The sequence below is a fragment of the Actinosynnema sp. CA-299493 genome, from assembly GCF_050946825.1.
In the GTDB taxonomy this organism is placed as follows: Bacteria; Actinomycetota; Actinomycetes; order Mycobacteriales; family Pseudonocardiaceae; genus Actinosynnema.
This window is the reverse complement of sequence record NZ_CP191993.1, coordinates 7,552,659-7,571,824: the sequence shown is the minus strand read 5'-3', so window position 1 is coordinate 7,571,824 and position 19,166 is coordinate 7,552,659. Positions and strand designations below refer to the sequence as shown.

Genomic DNA, 19,166 nt, shown 5'->3' with positions numbered 1-19,166 from the left:
CGTAAACATCCGAGGTCGGGCATGGTGACCTCTGCCTCACTCGCGATCGGCCGCGTTCCACGCCCGCGTGGTCGCCGGGAGGTGAGGGAGTCGCATTCGCACATCACGCGTGCGGCACGGGCCGGCCGGCCGATCGCGGTGTCGCTGGGTCAGGCCTCGCCGGTGATCAGCGTGACCGCGCGTTCGCGGGTCGCCTCGTCCACCTCGTCGAGCCGGAAACCGCGGGCCACGATGTGGGCCACCAGCTCCGGCTCCGGCGGCAGGCCGTGCTTGCGGAGGTAGTGCGGCACCGCGCCGGCCCAGATCCAGGCGCCGTCGGTGCGGAAGTTCAGCGGCACGTCCTGGTCGCCGGGGATGAACTCGTCCACGTCCAGGTCACGCGCGGCCAGCACGACCGGCGCGCCCTCCAGGTAGGTCAGCAGCGCGTCGGCCAGCTGGGGGTCGAGCAGCTGCCGGTTCACCACCGGCCGGCCCGCCTCGTCACGGCCGTCGTAGACGTGCGCGGTGCGCAGCTCGCCGTCCGGCCGGTCCGGCTCGGGCTCGGGCAGCGGCGGCAGGCCGACGCGCTGCCGCAGCCACGGCGGGATCCGCTCGTCCTGCCGGGGGAACGTGCGCAGCTCGTCCTGGAAGCCGATCACCGGCGGCGCATTGCGCCAGCGCGGCTCGTCGTCGGCGTTGAAGTCGACCGAGAACGCGGCCGGCGCCTCGATCTCGTACACCGCGCTCAGCCACGTGCCGCGCACGGGCTCGTACATCCCGGTCCGCAACTGCCCGAACAGCTGCACCACGTCCATCGGCGGGCGCACCGGCCGCCACTGCCCGTCGGGGCCCGCGAACGCCAGGTCCACCTCGATGTGCCGACCGGCCGCCCGGTACTCCGCCCGGATGCGCTGCCACCCCGGCGGCAGCGCGGGGAGCATGGCGCGGCCGATCTGCTTGACGAGCCGGTTCTGCTCCTGCTCGGTCAGCGGTGTGGCTGGCTGGCTCATGCGTCGAACACCCCTTCGGCTCCCCCCGGACACGGCGGGCTGATCTTAACGGCCAGGACGTGCCCTCGTGGTCCGGTTGAAGAGGCGGCGCACCCGGTACTCGACGGGGGAACCGCGAACGAGTCCGGTGTGGTGGTTCGGCGGTCCGGGCAGCCGGCCGGCCGCGTCCCGCCCGTGCCACCGGAACCCGCGGGCGCGCCGGCGGGCCGGCGCGCCCGACGTCACGGCGCGGGCGGCATGGTGTCCACCAGGAGGTTCCCGGCCTCGTCCCACTTGCGGCGACCCAGGTGGTCGGCGTGGTCGCCGAACAGGGTCTCCTCGGCGAGCACGCCGTTCGGGTGCCACCTGCGGTGCAGGCCGACGGGCAGGCCCATCCGCATCTGGCCCTCCTTGTACGGCCGGTCGTCCGGGTACCACTCCCGGTACGGGCCGTCCTCGGCGCCGGTGTCGTAGGTGTACAGCGTCGCCAGGCTGCCGTCCGCGCCCTGCTCGACCACCTCGCCGGTGAACGGCTCGCCCTGGTAGAACACCAGGCCGCCGTCGTCCTCGACGTCGTCTGCTTCAACTCGCATGGTGGGTGACCTTCGGTGGGATCGTCTTGAGGTCGGGGTGGTACGGCGGCTGGGTGAGCTTCTCGGTCGCGCTGGGCACGCCGTCGATCATCCGGGTGCAGTTGGCGCAGCACGGCGCCACGTCGGGGAAGGCCCCGGTCGCGTTCGGACCCTTCCCCGGCGGGATGAAGGCGTTGTCCACCACCATCTCGGACAGGATGCGGTCCAGCTCCTCGGGCGACACGTCGGCGGGCACGCCGCGGTCGTTCAGCATCTGGTTGACGTTCTTCACCTCGGCGTGCCGGGTCGGCGCGTCGTTGATCGGGTAGTCGTACCTGATCTCGCCGTGCTTGTTCGACATAGGCTGGCCTTCGAGGCCCGGCCGGCGGTCGGGCTGGATGTAGCCGGGCGTCGAGCCGTCCGGCTGCGGGTTGCCGCGCATCGCCTCCTGCCGGTCGCGCAGCACCGGGTGCAGCTTGTCGTTCGGGATGACGTCCGTGGACGCGCCGTTGACCGACTCGTACACGTGGCCCGTGCGGTGGTCGATCGACACGGACACGCAGACGATGTTCTTGCCCGGCCAGTTGTCCGGGTTGCGGCGCGGGTCGTTGCGGACCGACTCCGGGATGATCGACCGGTCCTCGACCATCGACTGGAGCAGCTTGGCCCGGTCGGTCAGCACCTCGCGCTGGTAGTCGTCGATCGGGCGGCCGTCGTAGTGCGTGATGAGGTCGTTCTCGTCGAACGTGCACCGGTCCCGGTCGAGCGTCTCCAGCCGTTGGGGCTCCGCGAAGTCCGGCGGCGGCTGGTCCGGGTGGTGGTCGAACTGCGGGTCGCGGGCGTACTTGTCGTCGCTGCCCGTGTCCGCGGTGTCGTCCGGGTTGTCCGCAGTGTCGTCCGCGCCCCGGTCCCGGGCGTCGTCCGGGGTGGTGTGGTCGGTGTTGTCGGTGTCGGGGGCGTAGCCGTCGTCGCTCGCCTTGGTGGTGGCGCCGTCGGGGTGGTGGGTGTTCCACTCGCCGTTGGGCGGGATCTCGGGCCGGCGGTTGCCGTCGGGGCCGATGGTGGCGTCGCTGGTGTAGACGCGGCCGTTGGCGTCGGTCCAGGCGGGTTTGCTGGGCGCGAGGACGTCGGCGCCGGTGTGGTGGGAGAGGCGGTTGGCGAAGTTGTTGCTGCCGGCGTCGCAGCCGATGAGGCGGATGGGGGTCTTGCCGTCCCAGCCGTTGCGGCGCAGGAGGTCGCCGTACTGCTCGGGGGTGTAGGTGTGGTTACCGATCCTCGCCCGGCCGTCGGGGGTGACGTGGACGTCGGCGGTGAAGTAGCGAGGGTCGGGCGGCACCCGGTGCGGCAGGTCGCCCATGTCCGGGTCGCCCCGGTGGTGCGAGATGCCGGCGGGGGTGGTCTCGCCGTGGCGCGCGTGCGCCTCGTCGATGTCCGGCCGGTCACCGTCGGGGCTGTGGGGGCCGTCCGGGTCGGGCGAGCCGGTGTTCGAGCCGGTGTCGTCCCGGTCGCTGTTCGGGGTGCTGTTGTCCGGCTGGTCGGCGTCGGGCCGATCGCTGCCGGGCCGATCGCTGCCGGGCCGGTCGGTGGTCGGCCGGTCGGCGTCGGGCCGGTTGGTGCTCGGGTCGGCGTCGCGGTGGGGCGGTGTCCACGCGTTCGGGTCGCGGCGTTGGGCGGGGATGCCGTCCTGGTCGCGACGCGGCGGGAGCTGCGTGTCCGGGTCCCGGCGGGGCGCGGGCGTCTGAGCGTCGGAGTGCCGCTGGGCCGGCGGGCCGTCGAACGGCCGGTTCGGGGTGTGCGGCACCGGACCGTCGCCGCCTCGGTGGCGGGCGAAGTCCGGGCTGCCGTCGCGCTGGTGCGGTGCGCCCGCCGGCCCCCGGTTGGGCGGGCCGCTGTTCGGGCTGTGCTGGGACGGGGTGGTGTGCGACGGCCCGTTCGGCGAGTGCGGTGCGGACGGGTTCGCGGGACCGTGGCGAGGTGGGCCCTGGTGCGGTGGGCCGGTCGGCGCGGGGTTGGTGTGGGTCGGGCCGGCGTGCGGGGGACCGGCGTGGGGTGGCGTCGGACCGCCTTGGGGGCGGGCGTGGGCCGGGCCGGTGTTGCCGGGGCCGGGGTGGGTCGGGCCCGCGTGCGGTGGGCCGCTGTGCGGGGCTCCCGGACCGGCGTTCGGGTTGGTGGGGCCGTGGTTGGGCGCGCCGGGACCGTTGTGCGGCGGGCCCGCGTGCGGTGGTGCGGCGTGCGGTGGCCCGGCGTGCGAGGGGTTGGTGGCCGAGGGCCGGTGCGCGGAGGGGGTGGCGTTCTCGGGGCCGCGCGCGCTCGGGACGCCGGAGTTGACGTCACCTCGGCCGCCGGGGGTCCCGGTCCAGCCCGCGCCGCCGCCCGGACGCGCGCCGCCCGGTGCGCCGCCACCACCCGGTGTGCCACCGCCTGGCGCGCCGGCCTGCGGTGCGCCGCCGGGACTGGGCTGGTTCGGCTGGGCGTTGGTGCTGGGGCCGCCGGTGTGGGGACTGCCGGTGTTCGGCTGGTCCGGGCGTGACGGGGCCTCAGGTGCCGCGGCGGTCGCCGCGGAGGTCTGGTCGACGCGGTGCGGCGGGGCCGCCGGGTTCGGCGAACCGCCACCGGGTGAACCACCACCGGGTGAACCACCACCGGGTGAACCGCTGCCGCTGGGACCGCTGCCGCCACCAGGGCTGCCGCCGCCGGGACCGCCGCTGCTCGGGCCACCTCCACTGGGACTGCCGCTGCTCGGGCCGCCGCCGGGGCCGCCACCGTTCGGGCTGCCGCCACCGTTCGGGCTGCCGCCGCCGTTCGGGCTCGGGCCGCCGCCACCGCCGTAGCTCCCCGGTGCGGGCTGGCCGCCGGGTCCGCCCCGGTGTTCGCCGAGGGGGGAGTTGCCGCCTGGCGCGGGCTGTCCGCCCGGTCCGCCGCGGTGCTCACCGATCGGCGAGTTGCCGCGCGGCGTGGTGCTTCCCGGGGAAGCGCTGCCGGGGCCGGGTGCGGTGCCGCGCGGTAGGTCGTGGTCCGGGCCGCCGGGGTCGCGGCCGGGGCGGGGGGTCGAGGTGGGCAGGTCGGCCGGGTCGCCGCGGCCGGGCCGGGAGGTGGACGGCGCGTCGGCGGTGGTCGTGCCGGAGGTGGAAGTGGTGTCGCCCGGGCGGTTCGACGGCGGCGGGGTGTCCGATGTGGACGGATCGCCGGTGCCGCGGTCACGGCCGGTGCCGGAAGGGCTGGTGTCCGGGCTGCCGGAGGGGGTGTCGATGTCGGCCCGGCCGGTCCGCAGGAAGCCACCCGGCTTGATGTTGCCCGGGCTCAGCACGTCCAGACCGGTGACCTTGCCGGCCAGCTTGCCGACCACCTTCATGATCTTCTCGAAGACCTCGACCAGACGCTTGAGCATCGGCGAGACCTTCTTGATGGTGTTCAACAGGTCCTGGACGATCTTGGCGATCTTCGCGGCCCACCTGGAGATCGCCGTCACGGCCTGCGCCACGATCACCGGCGTGCCGAAGCCCAGCGAGAACACCGCTTCCAGCACCCACGCGATGAGCTTGCCCACCAGGTCCGCGATCAGGTCGCGCACCATCTCGCGCACGAACCCCACGACCATGCCCATCAGGCCCACGACGGTGCCCACGGTCCCCGCCGCCGACGCCGCACCCGTCAGCGCGTCACCGTGCACCGCGGAGTTGGTCTGGTAGGTCTCCGCCGCCGACCCGGTCCAGCCCTCGGTCCCGCGCCGCACCCCCGAGGTGTACTCCTCGGCGATCTTGCCCAGCTCCTCGGCGACGTTGTTCCACGTCGTCGAGTAGGACTCGATCACCGGCGGGTTCCCGGCCAGCCAGTCCAGCATCTGCTTGAGCGGCTGCATGTGTTCCATCAGGAACGACGCCGCCGACGACAGCAGCGTGCCGAACGGGTCGATGGCCATCGCGGCGGCGTCCGCCGCCAACCCGACCATGCCCAGGCTGGCCTCGACCCAGTTGCCGTCCTTGATCCCGTTGAACGTGTCCATCGCCGACTCGGCGATGGAGATGCCGGTGGCCCACCCGTTGTCACCGGTGCCCGCGTTGAAGAACGAGCCCGACTCCGCGGGCGGCGCTTGGACCAGGGGGTTCTCGCCGGCCATCAGTCACCGGCCTTGAAGCTGTCCCGGATCGCCTCTTCCATCTCGCGGTACTGGTCGACGGTGTCCTTGACCGCCTTGCCGGCGGCGTCCATCGCCTCCACGGCACCCTGGAGCGCGTCCAGCCCGTACTGCTCGACCGGGTCGAGCATCATCCGGAACGGCTGGCAGAGGATGCCGTACGCGTCGGTGGGCATGCTCACGGTCTTCGCCGCGTCCACCGCGCCCTGCAACCGCGCGCCCAGGTCGCCCAGCTGCTTGCTGTGCGCCTCGAGCGTGTCCGCGACGATCTCGAAACCGGCCATGCGATCCCCCTGGAAAAGCGTGGTCACGAAAGGAAGGACTGTCCGCCGAAGTCGTCGTCCTCGTCCGGCCCGCGCGGTGGCCTGCGCGACGGCGGCGGGGCGGACGGTGGCGTGGACGGCGGAGGGGACGGTGGCGCCGAGCGCGGGGTGGGCCGCGCGGGCGTGTCGTCGTCCTCGATGCCGAAGCGCATCTCACGGCCTGCCGGCGGCGGCGCGGGCTCTTCGTGCGGCGGGGTGGGGAAGTTGCGCTTGGCCTGGTCGAACAGCACGTTGGCCGTCTCGTCCTGCGTGCCGATGGTCTCGGCCATGGCCTGCTGGAGCAGTTCCGGGATGCGCGACTGCGCGCGTTGCAACGTCCTCATCACCTCGGCCGACACCTCGGCCATCCGCTTGTCCCGCGCGGACTCGGCGATCTCCAGGTTGGTCAGGATGCCGTTCGAGCCGATGGTGAGCTTCACCGAGCCGTCGCGCGACGCCTCGGAGATGGTCATGCCCTGCACGCGGGCGGCCATCTGCTGGTAGCGCTCGGCCTTCTGCTCGATGCTCTGCTGCCACTGGCCGAGCATCCGCTCGGACGCGCCGATGTCCTCGGGCACGGCGGTTCTCCCCCTTGAAGACGACGAGCGGTTGGTTCCACCCAGGATGACGCAATGGTGAACGGCCCGGTTCCGATCCCGGGTCGAATGCTCCGAACGGAGCAGGGGTCGCAACCGGGCCGCGGCGGCGCTAGTTCACGCCGAGCAGGTCCACCACGAAGATCAGCGTCTCGCCGCCCTTGATCGCGCCGCCCGCGCCGCGGTCGCCGTAGCCCAGGTGCGGCGGGATGACCAGCTTGCGCCGGCCGCCGACCTTCATGCCCGCGACGCCGCGGTCCCAGCCGGCGATGACGCGACCCCCGCCCAGCGGGAAGCTGAACGCCTCGCCGCGGTCCCACGAGGCGTCGAACTGCTCGCCGGTCGAGTGCGCCACACCGACGTAGTGCACGTGCACGAGCTGACCGGGGGCCGCCTCGGGCCCGTCGCCGACGGTGATGTCCTCGATCACCAGGTCGGCGGGCGCGGCGCCCTCGTACGGCTCGACCTCGGGCTTGCTCGGGGCCATTTGACTCTCCTGTGGTCGCTCCACCCCCGGATGCGGGGGTGTTGGGCAATCGGTCCGGGCCTACTCAATCATGTCGCCCCTGGTGGGGCCGATCGGCCTACGCGCGAGCCGTGACCGGGGCTGTGACAGGGGCTGTGACAGGGCCGCGACGGAGCCGTGGCCCCGGCCGCGACCGGGCCACGACGTTGACCGTGACCGAGGCGTGACCGAGGCCGGAACCGGGGCGGCGCAACCTTTTGCCCCGCCCGTCCCGTCCTGGGTGCATGAGGCGATGGTCCTGGGGTACGCGTGCGGCGCTGTTCGGCTGCGCGGCACTGGTCGTGGGGGTGAGCGCGGCCTCCGCCGTGCCCACCGAGGCGGAGGACTGGCGGATCGTGCCGCCGATCGAGGCCGTGCCGGTGGAGCTGGTGGCGTTCGACACGTGCGACACCGCGCTGGCCGGGCTGCGGGAGGCGATCGCGCCGCACGTCGGCGTGTACGGGGTCGGTGGTCACGGCTTCCGGACCAAGGCCGGCGACGTCGCGATGGAGGCCGACGCGCCGGTGGTCAGCGCGCAGCGCGACTCGGCCGCCGTGCCCGAGCACTCGAAGACGAACGCGCACGAGGCGGGCGTCGACGAGCCGGACCTGGTCAAGACCGACGGCAAGCGGGTCGTGACGGTGGCCGACGGCAAGCTGCGCGTGCTGGACGTGGCCACCCGCCGGCTCACCGGCACGCTGGACGTGCCCGCGGGCCACTCGACCCAGTTGCTGCTGCACGAGGACCGCGCGCTGCTCATCGGCGCCGGGCAGGGCACGGCGGGACGCGGGTTCGTGGTCGACGGCCCGGCCGAGGTGTACGCGGAGGACTCGTCGGTGACGTTGGTCGACCTGTCCGGCGCGCCGCGGGTCCTGGGCTCGCTCACCGTGGACGGCCGGTACGTCGACGCGCGGCAGGTCGGCGGCGTGGTGCGGGTGGTCGTGCACTCGGGGCCCCGGCTGCCGTGGGTGTACCCGGACGGCGTCCGCGGCGAGGCGGAGGCCCTGATCGCGAACCGGGAGCTCGCCGCCACCGCGCCGATCGAGTCGTGGCTGCCGCGCTACGCGCTGTCCGAAGTCGACGGCTCGCGCTCGGAGGGCACGCTGGTGGCGTGCGACCGGGTCAGCCACCCCGTGGAGCACTCGGCCACGTCGATGCTGTCCGTGCTGACGTTCGACTTCCCGGGCGAGCTCGGCGGCGGCGACGCGGTGACGATCATGGCCGACGGCGACACCGTGTACGGCACCGGCACGTCGCTGTACGTGGCCGACGACCACCACCTGCGGCCGATGACGAGGTTCGCGCCGACCGGGCCCACGACCACGGCGATCCACCAGTTCGACGTGTCGCAGCCGGGCCCGCCGAAGCACGTGGCGTCCGGGCGGGTCGCGGGCACGCTGCTCAACCAGTACTCGCTGTCCGAGCACCAGGGGCACCTGCGGGTGGCGACGACGTCCGGCGACGCGCCGGGCGTCCCCGAGCAGGCTCCCGCGACGCAGAGCGCGGTGACCGTGCTCAAGCGGGACGGCGCGACGCTCGGCCAGGTGGGCGTGGTCGACGGGCTCGGCGTCGGCGAGCGGATCTACAGCGTCCGGTTCGCCGGGCCGGTCGGGTACGTGGTGACGTTCCGGCAGGTCGACCCGCTCTACACGCTGGACCTGTCCGACCCGGCCAAGCCGCGCAAGGTCGGCGAGCTGAAGATCACCGGCTACTCGGCGTACCTGCACCCCGCCGGTGACGGGAAGCTGATCGGCGTCGGCCAGGAGGCCACCGAGCGGGGCCGGACCACCGGCACGCAGGTGTCGCTGTTCGACGTGTCGGACCCGGCCGCGCCGGCCAAGGTCGCGGGCCACCACCTGCCCGGCGCGAGCTCGGAGGTCGAGTTCGACCCGCACGCGTTCCTGTACTGGCCTGCCCGCGACCTGGTGGTGCTGCCGGTGACCGGGTCGGGCACGGGCGATCCGACGGCGGGGTCGAGCGGGCTGCTGGTGCTGCGGCTGGGCGACGGCGCGTTCTCCGCGCTGGGCACGGTCCGGCACGAGCAGTCGGCCTACGACCCGGGCATCCGCCGGGCGCTGGTGATCGGCGACGACCTGTGGACGGTGTCGGCCGTGGGCGTCGGCGTCGACCGGATCGACGGGTTGGCGCGGCAGGCGTGGGTGCCGTTCACCTGATCTGGTCGTGGAGCAGGCGGTGCGCGAGGACCGTGCCGCCTGCCATCGCCGCCGGCAGCACCACCAGCGCCGCCAACGGGATCAGGCACAGCAGGTAGGTCGGCACGGCGAAGCCGAGCGTGACCGCGCGCCGCTTGCGCAGCGTGCGGCGGCGCACGTCGAGCTTGAGGCCGCGCCGGGTGAACGGGATGGCGGTCAGCTCGATCGCCAGCAGCGACGCGTTGACGAGCACCGCGACCACCGGCACCACGGTCTGCCCGACGACCGGGATGAACCCGGCGGCGAACAGCGGGATGGCGAGCAGGATCGCGATGCCGACGAGCAGGACCGCGTCCCGCACGCCGACCGCCGCCGACTGGAGCCAGCTCACCCGCTCGGCCTCGGGCACGCCGCCGAGGTGGGTGTCCTCGACGGTCTCGGCGATGTGCTCGTAGAACGGTCCGCCGATGATCAGCGTGATCGCGGTGAACAGCAGCAGTCCGATCGCGACGAACGCGCCGATGATCGAGAACCCGGCGGCGAAGCGGGTGGCCGTGCGCAGACCCTCGTTCCAGTCGTCGGCGAACGGCGTGACCCAGGTGGCGATCTCGTCGATCCACAGCGCGAGCCCGACCACGCCGCCGATCAGCAGCACGGTCGTGAGCAACGCCGGGATCGCGCCGATGAGCAGCAGCTTCGGCGAGCGGAACACCAGCGAGAAACCCTGGCCGAGCAGTCCGACACCGGTCGAGAAGTCCCTCAGCACCCTGATCACCGGCGGAGCATATCCGCGGTGGGGCCCACGAAGTCGCGAAACGGTGGTCGCGCGGTTCTGGGAGCGGTGTCAGACTGCTGGTCTCTGGGGAGAGGACGTTTCGTCATGGCACTGGATCACACCGAGCCCGTCCTGCTCGTGCGCAAGCGCGGTGACCTCGTCGGCGAGTGGGAGCGGAGCTGCCACCTGGCGCCGCTGCCCGACGACGGCACGCGGTCGACGCTGCTGACGCTGTGCGGGGAGCGGCTCGACATGGACTCGGCGGAGCTGCTGCCCGAACCCGAGGGCATGCCCTGCGTGGCGTGCCTGCTCTCGGTGCCGCCGTCCCGCGACTGACAACCGGCTTCGTCCCCGGCTCGTGCGCCACGACCCCGGGTGGCCGGTCGATCAACCGGCCACCCGGGGTCGCGATCCTCAACGACGACGGCGGAAGCTCAACGCCCGCGCGCCGGCGCCGACGCCGGCCAGGTGCAACGCCACGCACAGCAGACCGGCCATGAGCAGCGTCCCTCCGTCCAGCACGGAGCCGAGCGAGGCGTTCGCCAGGTCAAGCAGGAGGGCGAGGCCGAAGATGACCGCGGCGATGATCGCTAACACGGGAAACCTCCAAGGTGAGGTGGGTGACCACCAGTTACCCCGCCGCGGGGTCCGCCAAGCGCGCGTTCGGCCCAACTTCGAGGCCCGGACAGGTCAACGGCCCCGCGTCGGGTAGGCGGTGACCTCCGGCGCCCACCCCGACTCGAACCCGGTGAGGCCTGATCGGCACGTCACGAGCTCCCGGTCAGCTGCGGCACGCCGACGCCCGACGCGGCCCAGGCCACCAGGCCGGCCACGTCCACCCCGTGCGGCGGGTCGTCACGGTAGGGGGTGATGTTGCGCGCGCCCCGGCCGAGCAGCGCCGAAGCGCCCGACGCGTTGCCCCGCGCGGCGTGGGTCATGCCCACGGCCAGTTGCGCCAGGCCGCGCCACAGCTCCCGTTCGGCCTCGGGCGCGGCCTTCCACGCGTCCTCCAGCACTTCGTGCGCGTGGAACGGCCGGCCGAGGTCGAGCAGGCGTTGCGCCTCGACGAGCGACTCCCCGGGCGTGCGCGGCACGCCTTCCGGCTGGCGCTCGACGCCGGGCAGCCCGTAGGGCAGCGGGCGGCCGAGGCCGTCGCGCGGGCGCGCGTTGCGGGCGCGGCCCTGGTCGTCGCGGTCGCGTGGGCTGGTCGGCACGTCGTGATCGTGTCACGAACCACGCCACCACGAAACGGCGCGGTTCGGCGCTGGAGCGGCGCGGCGACCGTGGCGTCGCGGTCGTCCACCCGGAAGACGACCGCGCCCAGCGGGCCCTCGGCGATCGGCTCCGCCATCGCGGTGGAAGACGTTGCGGTGGACGACGAGCGCCTCGTCCTGGTCGGCGATGACCCCGTCGCGTCACCGTGCCGCGGCGGTGATGTCCTCCAGCACGGTGTAGAGCCGGGCGGCGGTGGCCCGGTCGAACTCCGGCCTGCCCGGGTCGACCGGCGCGCCCGCGCGGGACGCGGTGAAGGGCACGGCGGGCGGGTCGGCCAGGAACCGGTGGACCTGGTCCGCCGCGTCGGCCGTCGACCGGGCGAACAGGCGGGCCGCCAGGTCCAGCGCCCGGCCGCGCAGCCCGCCGACCTGCGCCCCCAGCCCGCTGTCCACGAACATCGGGTTGTGCAGCACGTACCGCACCGCGCTGCCCGGGTGCCGGTCGGCGAACCCGGCGCCGAGCAGGTCGGCCGCCCGCGCGCCCTGGCTGACCGCCTGGAACGGCCGGAACCCGCGGCTCAGCGCCAGGTCGTCCCACCGGATGCCCGGCCCCTTGAGCCCGGCCACGCCGCACAGGCTCACCACGACCGGCGCGGCGGACCGCGCCAAGGCCGGCAGCAACCGTTCCACCAGCGCGAACCGGCTCACCGCGTAGAGCGCGAACGAGTGCTCCAAGCCGTCGGCGGTGACCACCCGGCGCGGGGTGTACCGGCCCGCGCCGAGCACCAGGTGGTCGACCACGTCGAACCGCGAGGTCACCTCCTCGGCCACCGCCGCGGTGCCGGCGATCGTGCTCAGGTCGCCCCGGATCAGCTCGACCCCATCCGGTGCGACGGCCGACCGGCCCACCACCGCGACGCGGTGCCCCTCGCGCGCCAGCCGTTCCGCCAAGCTCCGGCCGATGCCGTTCGTGCCACCCGTGATCACCGCGTTCGCCATAACCTGGAGCTTGCAGCCCGTCACGACGTCCCGGAAGAAGGCACATCCATGTCACTGGTCCCGGCTCCGGTCACGGCCGCCGACCGCGCCGCCTGCCCGGTGTCCGACCTGCTGGCCAGGGTCGGCGACAAGTGGAGCCTGCTGGTGCTGGCCCTGCTCGCCGAACGGCCCTACGGCTTCAACGAGCTGGACCGCGCGGTGCACGACCTGAGCCGCCGCATCCTCACCCGCACCCTGCGCACCCTTGAGCGCGACGGCCTCGTCAGCCGGGAGGAGCGACCGGGCAAGGCCGCCGGCGTGACGTACGCGGCGACCGCGCTCGGCCGTTCCATGCTGGACCTCGTCGTCCCCCTGGGACAGTGGGTGCTGCGGCACGAGGACGAGATCGAGGCCGCGAGGTCGGCCTACGACAAGGTTTCCAGCACCCGGCGTGCGGTGTCCACACTGGACTGAGGGTTCTGGCCGGTGACCAGGTTGCCGTCCACGACGACCGTGCTGGACCACGCCGGACCCGTGCGCGGCACGGCGCCCAGCTCGCGCAACCGCGCCTCCACGGAGTACGGCACGGACAGGCCGCCCTGGCGCTCCTCCTCGTCGGTGAACGCGGTCAGCCGCCGCCCGGCGAACGCGAACGAGCCGTCCTCGCGCACCGCGGCGAGCAGCCCGGCCGGGCCGTGGCACAGCGCGCCGACGACCTTGCCCGCGTCGTCGAACGCCACCAGCAGCCGGCCGAGGTCCGCGTCGAACGCCAGGTCGGCCATCGGGCCGTGCCCGCCGGGCAGCAGCACGCCGTCGTAGTCGGCCACGTCGACGTCCGCCAACCGCAGCGGCGCCGCCAGCTCGTCGTCGATCGACGCCAGGAACGCGCCGAACTCGTCGGTCAGGCTGACCGCGTCCACCGTCGGCCGCACGCCGCCCGGCGTGGCGACGTCCACCCGCACGCCGGCGTCGCGCAGCACGCGCACCGACTCGACCACTTCCTCCGCCCAGAACCCGGTGGGGTGGCTGGACCCGTCGGCCAGCACGAGCTCGTCGGCTGCCGAGACGACCACGAGAACCCTGCTCATCGTTCGTTCCTCCCATGAAGTCCGGTACTGCTCGGGACAACGACCACCCCATCACGTTTCATCCGATACGGTTCGGCCCGTCATAAGTCTTCTTATAGCTGTGGAGTTGCGCGGTGGCGGACCTCGACCTGCTGTCCACGTTCGTGGAGATCTACCGGTCCGGCTCGCTGACCGCCGCGGCCCAGCGCCGGGGCCTCACCCAGCCGGCGGTGAGCGGGCAGCTGGCCCGGCTGGAGCGCGAACTCGGCGAGCCGCTGTTCGCGCGCTCCAGCCGCGGCGTGACGCCGACCGCGCGGGCCGACGCGCTGGCCCGCCGGGTCGGCGCGCACGTGGACCAGCTGCGGTCGGCGCTGTCCGAGGTGGACGACCGGGAGGCGTACGCGGGCACCGTGCACCTGGCGGGCGCGGTGGAGGTGGTGGCCGCGCGGGTGCTGCCCGCGCTGGCGCCGCTGACCACGCGCGGGCTGCGGTTGCGGATCACCCTCGGCCTGGCCGACGACCTGCTCGCCGCGCTGGCCAACGCCAGGCTGGACCTGGTGGTGTCCGCGGTGCGGCCCACGGACCGCGCGGTGGTCGCGACCCCGTTCGTGGACGAGGAGTTCGTGCTGGTCGGCGCGCCGACGTTGGTGCGCACGATCGACCGCGCGCTGCTGGCGGCCGACCCGGTGCGCGCGTTGGCGCACCTGCCGCTGGTCGCGTACGCGGAGGAGCTGCCGATCGTGCGGCGGTACTGGCGCAGCGAGTTCGGCCGCCGCCCGCCCAACCCGGTCGCGGTGGTCGTGCCGGACCTGCGGGCGGTGCTGGCGGCGGTGGTCGCGGGGGCCGGCGTGTCGGCGCTGCCGCGGTACCTGGCCGACCCGGCGCTGGCGGCGGGATCGGTCGAGTTGGCGCACCAGGCCGCCGTGCCGCCGTTGAACACGTTGTTCCTGGCCGCCCGGGTCGGCGGGCTGGCGAACCCGTCGGTGGCGCTGGTGCACGGCCACCTGATGGCCCGTTCGCGGGACTGGGGCGCGCTGTGACGTCCCAGCCCCGCGAGGCGGATCAGACGCCGGCGATGGACTGGATCCAGGACCGGTAGCGCGTCACGTTGGTGTAGGCGGTGGTGGTCTGCCGGTCGCTGGTGGACGCGACGCCGACCTGCGCGCCACCCGCCATCATCGGACCGCCCGAGTCGCCGCCGGCGGTGATGCCGTCACCGCGCCGGGCGCAGATCGCGTTGCCGCCGTAGGCGTCGGTGCAGCCGCCGGTGACGATCACGTTGGCGACCTTCAGGTACTGCGACTGGCAGTTGATCTCCGAGCCGCACTGGGAGGTCGCGCCCCAGCCGTAGACCTGCACGGTCTGGCCCACGGTGACCGAACCCGGCTGGCCGAGCCGGGCGTAGGTCGCGGACACCGAGCGGTCGAGCCGGACCAGCGAGAGGTCCGACGAGTGGGTGTAGGTCTGGACGCCGTTGGCCACCGTGCCGCCGGAGGTCTGGTCGAGGCTGCCGATGCGGAACGACAGCCCGCCGCCGGTGACGCAGTGCTTCGCGGTCAGGATCCACGTGGGCGCGATGATGGTCGCGCTGCACGTCTGCCTGCCGTTGGAGAACAGCCGGGCCGCCCACGGGGCGTTGCTCGCGTAGCCGCCGCCGATGATGTACGGCGTCACGCCGCCCTCCGCCGTCGCCGGCGTGGCCGACGCCGACGGGGCGAGGGTGAGCAGGGAGAGCAACGCGGCTGCGAGGGCAGGGATCAACCTGGTGATTCGCAAGGTTCCTCGATTCCGAAGACACGCGATCGCTCGCGCACAGGGATGTCTTGGGTCACGAGATTCGTACCACTCGACCGGGTGAAAAGGGATATATCGAATCAGTCATAACGCGCGCTATACGGTGTGCGCCATGCTCGTCGAACTGGCCATCGGGGACGCGTACGGCGCGGGCTTCGAGTACGCCGACCCCTCCCTCGTGACCAGCCACAACACCCTCGCCGGGTACGTGCGGCACCCCCGGCACACCGGTATCCGCCCCGGCTCGTACACGGACGACACGCAGATGACGCTGGCGTTGGCGGAGCTGCGGGTCTCCGGCGCGCCGTGGACGCCCGAGTCGGTGGCGTCGGCGTTCGTGACCGCGTTCCACCGCGATCCGCGCGAGGGTTATGCGCGGGGTTTCCAGGCTTTCCTGGAAGGCGTGCGCACCGGCGCGGAGTTCCTGGCCCGCATCCGGCCCGACAGCGACAAGAGCGGCGCGGCGATGCGCGCCGCCCCGGCCGGGCTGCTGCCCACCGTGGCCGACGTGCTGCACCACACCGACGTGCAGGCCAAGGTCACCCACGACACGCCGGACGGTGTGGCGTCGGCCTGGGCGGCGGCGTTGGCCGTGCACTACTGCCACCACGGGCTGGGCCCGGTGGCGGAGGTCGGCCCGTGGATCGCCGAGCGGCTCGGCTCCGACGTGTGGGCGCGGCCGTGGCGGGGCGAGGTGGGGTCGAAGGGCGTGATGAGCGTGCGCGCCGCGTTGACCGCCTTGGCCGAGGGCGGCTCGCTGAGCTCGGTGCTGCGGGCGTGCGTCGCCTTCACCGGTGACGTGGACACCGTCGCGACGGTCGCGCTGGCCGCCGCGTCACGGTCCGCCGAGATCCGCGCCGACCTGCCCCAGGTGCTGGTGGACGGGCTGGAGAACGGCCCGTTCGGCCGCGCCCACCTGGCCCGCGTGGACGATCTGCTGCTGCGGTAGCGGGGAGCGGGTCGGCGGCCCGGTCCTCCGGCCACGGCGGACGTCGCCGAACGCGGGCCCGGCCTCGCGCAGCACCTCCAGGTGCTCGGACACCGTCGGCAGGCTCACCGACACCCGTCGACCAGGCCGTTAGGATGGAACCGGCGCCTCGACCCCAGTGCGGCCTGCTCATGCGTGGCACAACCGCGTGAACCCTTCCGCTCGACCTTTCGAGGAGCCCTCCCATGCCGCGCACGTTCGCCGGCTCACCGGTCCGCGACCTGCTCGCCCTCACCTCCCGTCCCGAGGTCATCTCGTTCGCCGGCGGCCTGCCCGCGCCCGAGCTGTTCGACGTCGAAGGCCTGCGCACGGCCTTCGACCAGGCACTCTCCCGCCGTTCCCTCCAGTACGCGCCCACCGAGGGCGACGTGGACCTGCGCGGCCTGGTCGCCGACCGGCTGACCCGGCGCGGCCTGCCGACCGAGGTGGAGGACCTGCTCGTCACGTCCGGCTCGCAGCAGGCGCTGACGCTGGTCGTGACCGCGTTGCTGGAGCCGGGCGCGGTCGTCGCGGTGGAGGAGCCGACCTACCTCGCCGCGTTGCAGTGCTTCCAGCTCGCCGACGCGCGGATCGTGCCCGTCGCGAGCGACGAGCACGGCATGGTCCCGGCCGCGCTGGCGGACGTGATCGAGCGGGAGCGCCCGGAGCTGCTGTACCTGGTGCCGACGTTCGCGAACCCGACCGGCCGGACGTTGATCGCCGAGCGGCGGGCCGAGGTCGCCGCGCTGGCCGACCGGCACGGCCTGTGGGTGGTCGAGGACGACCCGTACGGCGAGCTGCGCTACCGGGGCGAGCCGGTGCCGTCGTTGGCGTCGATGAGCGACCGCGTGCTGTACGCGGGCAGCTTCTCCAAGGTCGGCGCGCCGGGGATGCGGCTGGGCTGGCTGCGCGCGCCCGCGTCGATCATGCGCACGCTGGTGATCGTGAAGCAGGCGGCGGACCTGCACACGTCCACCATCGACCAGGCCGCCGCGGCGGCGTACCTGAAGGCGAACGACCTGGACGAGCACATCCGCGGGCTGTGCGCGGCCTACCGGGAGCGGCGGGACGCGATGATCGGCGCGCTGCCGTCGACCGTGCCGGCCGGCGCCCGGTGGAGCGATCCGGATGGCGGGATGTTCGTGTGGGTGTCGCTGCCGGGCGAGGTCGACACGTCGTCGCTGATCACGGCGGCGTTGGCGCGGGACGTGGCGTTCGTGCCGGGCGCGCCGTTCTACGCGACGATCCCCGACCGGTCGACCCTGCGGTTGTCGTTCACCACCAACACGGTCGAGGAGGTCGTGGAGGGGATGCGGCGGCTGGCGACCGTGCTGCGGGGTTAGGCGGCGCGCGGGGCAGGTGTTGACCGCGGCCGGGGTGCGGTGCACCGTGTCGGTTCCGAGGGCGTTGTTCGTGGCGGTGGTGAAGCTCGACTCGGCGGTCCTGCCTCACCGCGCACGACGGCGGCCGGCGCCGGGTCCGCCGCCCGGTCCCCGTCCCGCCTCCATCCCCGCCCCCATCCCCATCCCCGTCCCCGGACCGGCCCGGTCCGGGGACGGGTTCGGCCCGGTCCCCGGCAGGTAGCGGAAGTTTCCGGCGGCCCGAGGCTTGGCCGGTGGTCGTCCGGTTCCCTACTTTCGTGGCATCTCGAACAAGAAGGGGGCCACATGACCGACCACGTGCTGTCGATCCCGTCACCGCCACCACCGCCGCGGCCCCGGTCACGTGCCGCCGTCGTGCTGCTGGGCCTGCTCGTCATCGTCCTGGTCGGCGCGTCCGTGCTGACGATCGTGCTGTTCGTCGGCGCGAAGGACGAGCACGCCTTAGAGGTCCAGCGCTTGGACCAGACGAGCCGGTCGCTCACCGAGGCCGAGGGGCGGTTGGAGGAGACCGAGTCGGCCAACGACACCGTCATCGGCCGGATCTCCACGTTGGAGGCGCAGAACGCCGAGCTGCACAAGTGCGCCGACCCGGCCAGGGACTCGATCATCGCGGCGCGGGACGACGATGACGCGGCCCTCGGGCCCGCCGTCGACCGAGCCTCCGACAACTGCTGAGCCGGGGAGCCGACATGACCACGCCAGAACCCGACCGGGTGTTCACGCCGTCTTCGCCGACGCCCGTGCCGACACCGTCCTCGCTGACGCCGCCCTCGCCGGTGCCCGCCCTGACACCTGCCTCGGGACCTGCGCCGACGCCACCGAACGGCGTGCCGCCGCAGCACGAGCCGACGCCACCGCCACCCGCGCGCCCGAGCCGGACGCCGATCGTCGCGCTGATCGCGCTGGCCGCCGTGCTCGCCCTCGTGACGGGCCTGTTCACCGTCCTCTACCTGGGCGAGCGCGCCGACCGCGACGCGATCGCGGCCACCAGGTCCGACCAGGAGCGCAGCCTCGCCGACGTGACCGGGAAGCAGGAGGAGGTCGACGCGACGCTGGAGACCAACCGGTCCCGCGAGTCGACCCTGTCCGGCGAGCACGACCTGCTCACCCGGTGCGTGGAGGCCGCCAAGGGCTACTTCGACCTGCCGCCGGAGCAGACACCGGAGTCCTCACGCCTGTTCCGCGTCATGTACGACGTCTGCCCGCAGATCTGACTCCACCGCAGCCCGGACGCCGCGGACCGCCAGCCGGTCCGCGCGTTCGTTCTCGGGGTGCCCGGCGTGCCCCTTCACCCAGTGCCACTCGACCTCGTGCGGCGTGGCGGCGGCGTCGAGGCGCTGCCACAGGTCGACGTTCTTGACCGGCTGCCTGGCCGAGGTCAGCCAGCCGTTGGCCTTCCACTTGGTCATCCAGGACAGCACCCCGTTGCGGACGTACGTGCTGTCGGTGTAGATCCGCACCACCGACGGCCGCTTGAGGGTCTCCAGCGCGCGGATCGGCGCCATCAGCTCCATCCGGTTGTTGGTGGTGGCCGTCGACTCCCCGCCGAACAGGTCGCGCTCGTGCGTCCCGTACCGCAGCACCGCGCCCCACCCGCCCGGCCCGGGGTTGCCGCTGCACGCGCCGTCGGTGTAGATCTCCACCACCTGCTCCATGCGGGAAAACATACCGACCGGCGGCGGGCGTTCCGCCGTGAGCGCAACCGCTTCCGCCCGGCCGGCGGCCGTGGGCACGCCGGCCGACCGGGACGGGTCGCGG

General features: G+C 73.6%; 21 protein-coding genes. 8 read left to right on the top strand and 13 right to left on the bottom strand.

What is annotated here, in order from left to right:
• Positions 1–149: 149 nt before the first annotated feature.
• The 6 genes from ACQPYE_RS31940 to ACQPYE_RS31915 form a co-directional block, all read right to left on the bottom strand.
• Positions 150–989: a hypothetical protein gene (locus ACQPYE_RS31940; RefSeq protein ID WP_498716735.1), complete on the bottom strand. Its 840-nt coding sequence runs from the start codon at positions 987–989 to the stop codon at positions 150–152.
• 221 nt (positions 990–1,210) lie between these two features.
• The gene (locus tag ACQPYE_RS31935) at positions 1,211–1,561 is read right to left on the bottom strand and encodes a toxin-antitoxin system YwqK family antitoxin (RefSeq protein WP_498716733.1); all 351 of its coding nucleotides are present in this window, start codon (positions 1,559–1,561) and stop codon (positions 1,211–1,213) included.
• Entirely contained in the window at positions 1,551–5,657 is a 4,107-nt protein-coding gene (locus ACQPYE_RS31930; protein ID WP_498716732.1) for a WXG100 family type VII secretion target, read from the bottom strand. The genes ACQPYE_RS31935 and ACQPYE_RS31930 overlap by 11 nt, the downstream gene beginning before the upstream one ends.
• Positions 5,657–5,959 (bottom strand): type VII secretion target, encoded by a 303-nt coding sequence (locus ACQPYE_RS31925; protein WP_201436683.1) that lies wholly within the window; start codon positions 5,957–5,959, stop codon positions 5,657–5,659. The genes ACQPYE_RS31930 and ACQPYE_RS31925 overlap by 1 nt, the downstream gene beginning before the upstream one ends.
• 23 nt (positions 5,960–5,982) lie before the next feature.
• Positions 5,983–6,555, bottom strand: coding sequence for a YbaB/EbfC family nucleoid-associated protein (locus ACQPYE_RS31920; RefSeq protein ID WP_498716728.1), 573 nt, complete (start codon positions 6,553–6,555; stop codon positions 5,983–5,985).
• A 130-nt stretch (positions 6,556–6,685) separates the two neighbouring features.
• Positions 6,686–7,060, bottom strand: coding sequence for an FKBP-type peptidyl-prolyl cis-trans isomerase (locus tag ACQPYE_RS31915; protein ID WP_498716726.1), 375 nt, complete (start codon positions 7,058–7,060; stop codon positions 6,686–6,688).
• A 263-nt stretch (positions 7,061–7,323) separates the two neighbouring features.
• Between ACQPYE_RS31915 and ACQPYE_RS31910 the strand changes: the two genes are divergently transcribed.
• Entirely contained in the window at positions 7,324–9,252 is a 1,929-nt protein-coding gene (locus tag ACQPYE_RS31910) for a beta-propeller domain-containing protein (protein ID WP_498716723.1), read from the top strand.
• Here the strand turns inward: ACQPYE_RS31910 and ACQPYE_RS31905 are convergent.
• Positions 9,245–9,997, bottom strand: a complete 753-nt coding sequence (locus ACQPYE_RS31905) for an EI24 domain-containing protein (RefSeq protein ID WP_498723027.1) — start codon at positions 9,995–9,997, stop codon at positions 9,245–9,247. The two genes, ACQPYE_RS31910 and ACQPYE_RS31905, sit on opposite strands and share 8 nt — an antisense overlap.
• A gap of 114 nt (positions 9,998–10,111) precedes the next feature.
• Between ACQPYE_RS31905 and ACQPYE_RS31900 the strand changes: the two genes are divergently transcribed.
• Entirely contained in the window at positions 10,112–10,342 is a 231-nt protein-coding gene (locus ACQPYE_RS31900; protein ID WP_498716722.1) for a hypothetical protein, read from the top strand.
• A 78-nt stretch (positions 10,343–10,420) separates the two neighbouring features.
• Here the strand turns inward: ACQPYE_RS31900 and ACQPYE_RS31895 are convergent, their stop codons facing one another.
• The 3 genes from ACQPYE_RS31895 to ACQPYE_RS31885 all read right to left on the bottom strand — a co-directional run bounded on the left by ACQPYE_RS31895 (position 10,421) and on the right by ACQPYE_RS31885 (position 12,219).
• Positions 10,421–10,603 carry a hypothetical protein gene (locus tag ACQPYE_RS31895; RefSeq protein ID WP_498716720.1) on the bottom strand — a complete coding sequence of 61 codons (183 nt, stop codon included), beginning with the start codon at positions 10,601–10,603 and terminating at the stop codon, positions 10,421–10,423.
• A 170-nt stretch (positions 10,604–10,773) separates the two neighbouring features.
• The gene (locus ACQPYE_RS31890) at positions 10,774–11,220 is read right to left on the bottom strand and encodes a DUF309 domain-containing protein (RefSeq protein ID WP_498716717.1); all 447 of its coding nucleotides are present in this window, start codon (positions 11,218–11,220) and stop codon (positions 10,774–10,776) included.
• A gap of 201 nt (positions 11,221–11,421) precedes the next feature.
• Complete coding sequence (locus ACQPYE_RS31885) at positions 11,422–12,219, bottom strand: SDR family NAD(P)-dependent oxidoreductase (RefSeq protein WP_498716716.1); 798 nt, start codon at positions 12,217–12,219, stop codon at positions 11,422–11,424.
• 48 nt (positions 12,220–12,267) lie between these two features.
• Between ACQPYE_RS31885 and ACQPYE_RS31880 the strand changes: the two genes are divergently transcribed.
• Complete coding sequence (locus ACQPYE_RS31880) at positions 12,268–12,672, top strand: winged helix-turn-helix transcriptional regulator (RefSeq protein ID WP_498716713.1); 405 nt, start codon at positions 12,268–12,270, stop codon at positions 12,670–12,672.
• Here the strand turns inward: ACQPYE_RS31880 and ACQPYE_RS31875 are convergent.
• Positions 12,624–13,286 carry a type 1 glutamine amidotransferase domain-containing protein gene (locus tag ACQPYE_RS31875; protein ID WP_498716711.1) on the bottom strand — a complete coding sequence of 221 codons (663 nt, stop codon included), beginning with the start codon at positions 13,284–13,286 and terminating at the stop codon, positions 12,624–12,626. The two genes, ACQPYE_RS31880 and ACQPYE_RS31875, sit on opposite strands and share 49 nt — an antisense overlap.
• A 113-nt stretch (positions 13,287–13,399) precedes the next feature.
• Here ACQPYE_RS31875 and ACQPYE_RS31870 point away from each other — a divergent pair, with 113 nt between their 5' ends.
• Complete coding sequence (locus ACQPYE_RS31870) at positions 13,400–14,305, top strand: LysR family transcriptional regulator (RefSeq protein WP_498716709.1); 906 nt, start codon at positions 13,400–13,402, stop codon at positions 14,303–14,305.
• Between the two features lie 22 nt (positions 14,306–14,327).
• On the opposite strand, the gene ACQPYE_RS31865 is transcribed toward ACQPYE_RS31870, so the two are convergent.
• Entirely contained in the window at positions 14,328–15,041 is a 714-nt protein-coding gene (locus ACQPYE_RS31865) for a S1 family peptidase (protein ID WP_498716708.1), read from the bottom strand.
• 130 nt (positions 15,042–15,171) lie between these two features.
• Here ACQPYE_RS31865 and ACQPYE_RS31860 point away from each other — a divergent pair, with 130 nt between their 5' ends.
• The 4 genes from ACQPYE_RS31860 (at position 15,172) to ACQPYE_RS31845 (ending at position 18,622) form a co-directional block, all read left to right on the top strand.
• The gene (locus ACQPYE_RS31860; RefSeq protein WP_498716707.1) at positions 15,172–16,008 is read left to right on the top strand and encodes an ADP-ribosylglycohydrolase family protein; all 837 of its coding nucleotides are present in this window, start codon (positions 15,172–15,174) and stop codon (positions 16,006–16,008) included.
• Between the two features lie 224 nt (positions 16,009–16,232).
• Positions 16,233–17,369 (top strand): aminotransferase-like domain-containing protein, encoded by a 1,137-nt coding sequence (locus tag ACQPYE_RS31855; RefSeq protein WP_498716705.1) that lies wholly within the window; start codon positions 16,233–16,235, stop codon positions 17,367–17,369.
• Between the two features lie 324 nt (positions 17,370–17,693).
• Complete coding sequence (locus ACQPYE_RS31850; protein WP_498716703.1) at positions 17,694–18,083, top strand: hypothetical protein; 390 nt, start codon at positions 17,694–17,696, stop codon at positions 18,081–18,083.
• 14 nt (positions 18,084–18,097) lie between these two features.
• On the top strand, positions 18,098–18,622 hold the full coding sequence (locus ACQPYE_RS31845; protein WP_498716701.1) for a hypothetical protein: 525 nt from the start codon (positions 18,098–18,100) through the stop codon (positions 18,620–18,622).
• Here the strand turns inward: ACQPYE_RS31845 and rnhA are convergent.
• Positions 18,578–19,063 (bottom strand): ribonuclease HI, encoded by a 486-nt coding sequence (gene rnhA, locus ACQPYE_RS31840; protein WP_498716700.1) that lies wholly within the window; start codon positions 19,061–19,063, stop codon positions 18,578–18,580. The two genes, ACQPYE_RS31845 and rnhA, sit on opposite strands and share 45 nt — an antisense overlap.
• Between the last annotated feature and the right edge of the window lie 103 nt (positions 19,064–19,166).

Coding starts and splice junctions, on each gene's coding strand:
- ACQPYE_RS31915 (WP_498716726.1), bottom strand. CDS start 7,060: ATGGCCCCGAGCAAGCCCGAGGTCGAGCCGTACGAGGGCGCCGCGCCC.
- ACQPYE_RS31940 (WP_498716735.1), bottom strand. CDS start 989: ATGAGCCAGCCAGCCACACCGCTGACCGAGCAGGAGCAGAACCGGCTC.
- ACQPYE_RS31885 (WP_498716716.1), bottom strand. CDS start 12,219: ATGGCGAACGCGGTGATCACGGGTGGCACGAACGGCATCGGCCGGAGC.
- ACQPYE_RS31935 (WP_498716733.1), bottom strand. CDS start 1,561: ATGCGAGTTGAAGCAGACGACGTCGAGGACGACGGCGGCCTGGTGTTC.
- ACQPYE_RS31850 (WP_498716703.1), top strand. CDS start 17,694: ATGACCGACCACGTGCTGTCGATCCCGTCACCGCCACCACCGCCGCGG.
- ACQPYE_RS31845 (WP_498716701.1), top strand. CDS start 18,098: ATGACCACGCCAGAACCCGACCGGGTGTTCACGCCGTCTTCGCCGACG.
- rnhA (WP_498716700.1), bottom strand. CDS start 19,063: ATGGAGCAGGTGGTGGAGATCTACACCGACGGCGCGTGCAGCGGCAAC.
- ACQPYE_RS31930 (WP_498716732.1), bottom strand. CDS start 5,657: ATGGCCGGCGAGAACCCCCTGGTCCAAGCGCCGCCCGCGGAGTCGGGC.
- ACQPYE_RS31900 (WP_498716722.1), top strand. CDS start 10,112: ATGGCACTGGATCACACCGAGCCCGTCCTGCTCGTGCGCAAGCGCGGT.
- ACQPYE_RS31860 (WP_498716707.1), top strand. CDS start 15,172: ATGCTCGTCGAACTGGCCATCGGGGACGCGTACGGCGCGGGCTTCGAG.
- ACQPYE_RS31880 (WP_498716713.1), top strand. CDS start 12,268: ATGTCACTGGTCCCGGCTCCGGTCACGGCCGCCGACCGCGCCGCCTGC.
- ACQPYE_RS31925 (WP_201436683.1), bottom strand. CDS start 5,959: ATGGCCGGTTTCGAGATCGTCGCGGACACGCTCGAGGCGCACAGCAAG.
- ACQPYE_RS31875 (WP_498716711.1), bottom strand. CDS start 13,286: ATGAGCAGGGTTCTCGTGGTCGTCTCGGCAGCCGACGAGCTCGTGCTG.
- ACQPYE_RS31855 (WP_498716705.1), top strand. CDS start 16,233: ATGCCGCGCACGTTCGCCGGCTCACCGGTCCGCGACCTGCTCGCCCTC.
- ACQPYE_RS31910 (WP_498716723.1), top strand. CDS start 7,324: ATGAGGCGATGGTCCTGGGGTACGCGTGCGGCGCTGTTCGGCTGCGCG.